At 64.5% G+C, this 3,104-nt stretch carries 3 protein-coding genes; all 3 read right to left on the bottom strand.

Annotation, left to right across the window (positions count from 1 at the left end; translation table 11 throughout):
- Window positions 1-75: 75 nt before the first annotated feature.
- Window positions 76-654, bottom strand: a complete 579-nt coding sequence (locus VF697_RS26915; protein WP_331099586.1) for an imm11 family protein — start codon at window positions 652-654, stop codon at window positions 76-78.
- Window positions 651-2,003 carry an AHH domain-containing protein gene (locus VF697_RS26910; protein WP_331099585.1) on the bottom strand — a complete coding sequence of 451 codons (1,353 nt, stop codon included), beginning with the start codon at window positions 2,001-2,003 and terminating at the stop codon, window positions 651-653. The genes VF697_RS26915 and VF697_RS26910 overlap by 4 nt, the downstream gene beginning before the upstream one ends.
- A 47-nt stretch (window positions 2,004-2,050) precedes the next feature.
- The coding region (locus tag VF697_RS26905; protein ID WP_331099584.1) for a DNA polymerase at window positions 2,051-3,104 on the bottom strand (1,054 nt) is incomplete at its 5' end.

Here is a 3,104-nt window from a genome sequence, read left to right as displayed (position 1 = left end):
GGGTCGGCGTTGTTTTCCGGGGGCGGACGCGTACGTCAGTGCGCGTCCGCCCACGTCTTTTCAAGCCTCCGCGCTTCAGGCTTCCCTGAACCGGGTGCCGGTAATCCCCGCGCGCTCCATGGCCAGCTTGACGCGCTCGGTGACGATGATGGCTCCCGTCCAACCCCAGGGACGACAGATGTTGGCGTCTCCCATCTTGGCCGGGTCTACCTTCAAGCCGCTGACCTTCTCATACTTGCCGACCAGTTCCGGTATCCCGTCTTCGGGTTTCCAATACCCGACTTCCTCGCACCGGGTGTCGTCGATGCACCGGATGACCTGCAAGACATTGAGAATGAAATAGGGCTCCGGATGCTCTTCCACCTGAGCGGGAATGAACTGAACCTCTCTGCCTAGCTCCAGGTGCTCGAACACAGAGACGACGCGCTCCGTCACGATGGGCGTGGCCAACTCGGTCAGGCTGAAATCAAGCGGAACACCGGGATGAGAGATGCCGAGTACGGGCCTCCCCTCTAGGTGAAGAATCGTGCCTTTGTCGAACAACCAAGGTTCCACTCTTCGCCCATGCTCGTCGATGTCTTTTTGGCGTAACACCCAGCGACCTGGAACATCCATGTCATCCCACAATTCGAAATAGTGGGTAGGCGAGCTCATGGGGTTCTCGTGGCAAGCTTGTGAAGCTTCGAGCCCGAAGTGCAGATTTCACCCGCAATCTTCTCAAGCGATTTTGTTAGCCTGCTTTGACAGTCCACATGGGTTTGACAGTTCCCGAGCGCGCCCCTGAGCCGGCTGAATACCTCTTCATGGTACTCCCTGGGGTGTGGGCCCACGTGGCCAATGAGATGAACGATGTTCGCTGGATCATCGAGGCTCATACCCGCTCGGTCGAAAAGGTCCTTGAAGCGAGGGGTCCAAGGACCACCGCTGACATCTGATGTGTCATTCTTGTTCGTGGCGAGGTGGTGACCCTTGGCATCACCCTTGTCCGAGGCATCCCGGCAAGCCCCCGTGGTCCGGGCGGAAGCGACTGCCGAAGTAACCGCAGCGGCTGTTGTATTGGCAGACACGCCCATGAGCACCACCGTACCGTCCGCCACACTCACCTGCGCGCGTGTCCCCGCCCCCACGGTGAAGCCGCCCCGGGCACCGTCCCCACCCACGAAAGCAAAGCGTGGAGGCGAAAAGCGCGCCCACAATCCTCCCTTGGGCACCTCTGGCAGCCCCTTGGCCAGCTTCGCCCCCGCCACCGTCACCAGTACCCGCAGCCCCACTCCTCCTATTGCCTTCCCGAAGCGCTTGGCCGCCGCCTCCACCTGCTCCACGGTCCTCGCCGCCTCCGCCTCCCGGTACAGGTTCAGGCAAGCCATCCCCACCGTGTAGAGTTCCGTTGCGGTGTAGGTCATCAACAGCCCGAGGGTGACCGCCGCGGCCAACGCCTTGGAAAAGACAGGTTCAGGGACCGCCCACGCCGCCATGTACAGCATCATGGACAGGGCCATGGAATACGCGACCGTAGGCGAGCCGAGCAGTTCTATGGCGGCCTCGCGCACCCCCTCGTCCATGTAGCGCGGCGAGAGTTTGAATGCCTGGAACCATCGGCTGTTCGCCAGAGACGAGGATAGCGGTAGCGCGGAAGGGCCGAGGATCTCCTCATGGCCCGCGTGCAACCTCCTCTCCAGGTCCGAGGGGTGGGTGCTCGTTGGCGGGCCACAGCCCGTGACCCCCGAGACCACACACGCCGGCAATCTGCTCGCGGTAGGCGACCCTGACAGCAACCCGGGCGTCTGGAATGCCGTCTCCATGGCCGCCACGAATGCCCGCGCATCCTCCACGGAGAAACGTACCAGGGCCGGGTCTGGTTGGAGAGGTTTGAAGGTGAGATGGAACCCGTAACCGTGCGTGGAGCTGAAATGCTCGCGCACTGTCACGGGCTCCAGCACCGGGAGGTGCCCTTCGACCGCCGGCGGAGCCGCTCGGACCGAGAGCGGCACCCACAGCAGCATGCAAAGGGCGAGGACAACGTGCGGAGACATCCGTCTTTCCAAATACGTCAGTGCGCGTCCGCCCACGTCTTTCCAGCCCCCACTTCCACCTTGAGGGGCACCTTGAGCGTCATCACTGCGGACATGCACCGCCGCGACAGCTCCTTCACGGTGTCCACCTCGGCGTCGGGCGACTCGAAGAGGAGCTCGTCGTGCACCTGCAGCAGCATCCGCGTGCGCAGGCGCTTCTTCTCCAGCTCCGCCTCCACCGCCAGCATCGCCTTCTTCATGAGGTCCGCCGCCGTGCCCTGGATGGGCATGTTGATGGCGGCGCGCTCGGCCGCCTGCACCACCTGGCGGTTCTTCGCGTTCAGGTCCGCCATGGGCCGGCGCCGCCCGAAGAGCGTCTCCACGTACCCCTTCGTGCGCGCCTCCCTCACCGTCTCGTCCAGGTAGCGCTTGATGCCGGCGTAGCGCGTGAAGTAGCGCTCGATGATGTCGCGCGCCTCCTCCTGCGGGATGTTGAGGCGCGTGGACAGCCCGTGCGGGCTCAGGCCATAGGCGATGCCGAAGTTCACCGTCTTGGCCACCCGGCGCTGATCCCGCGTCACCTGGTCCTGCGCCACGCCGAAGATCTCCGCCGCCGTGCGGCTGTGGATGTCCTCGTCCCGGGCGAAGGCGTCGATGAGGACCGGGTCCTCGGCGATGTGCGCCAGCAGTCGCAGCTCGACCTGGCTGTAGTCCGCGGAGACGAGCTGGTGGCCCTCCTCGGCGATGAAGGCCCGGCGGATCTCCATGCCCAGCTCGGTGCGGATGGGGATGTTCTGCAGGTTGGGGTCCGACGAGGACAGTCGCCCGGTGGCCGTGGCCGCCTGGTGGTAGGTGGTGTGGATGCGCCCGTCCTTCGCCACCAGGTCCGGCAGCGTGTCCAGGTAGGTACTCTTGAGCTTGGACAGCGAGCGGTACTCGATGATGGCGCGCGGCAGCGGGTGGATCTCCGCCAGCTTCTCCAGCACCTCCTGGTCCGTGGAGGGCCCCGTCTTGCCGCGCTTGAGGACCGGCAGCTCCAGCTTCTTGTAGAGCACCTCCGCGAGCTGCGGGTTGGAGCCCACGTTGAACTCG

The sequence above is a fragment of the Archangium sp. genome, from assembly GCF_036388035.1.
GTDB lineage: Bacteria > Myxococcota > Myxococcia > Myxococcales > Myxococcaceae > Archangium.
This window is presented reverse-complemented; position numbering and strand designations above follow the sequence as displayed.

Coding starts and splice junctions, on each gene's coding strand:
- VF697_RS26915 (WP_331099586.1), bottom strand. CDS start 654: ATGAGCTCGCCTACCCACTATTTCGAATTGTGGGATGACATGGATGTT.
- VF697_RS26910 (WP_331099585.1), bottom strand. CDS start 2,003: ATGCTGCTGTGGGTGCCGCTCTCGGTCCGAGCGGCTCCGCCGGCGGTC.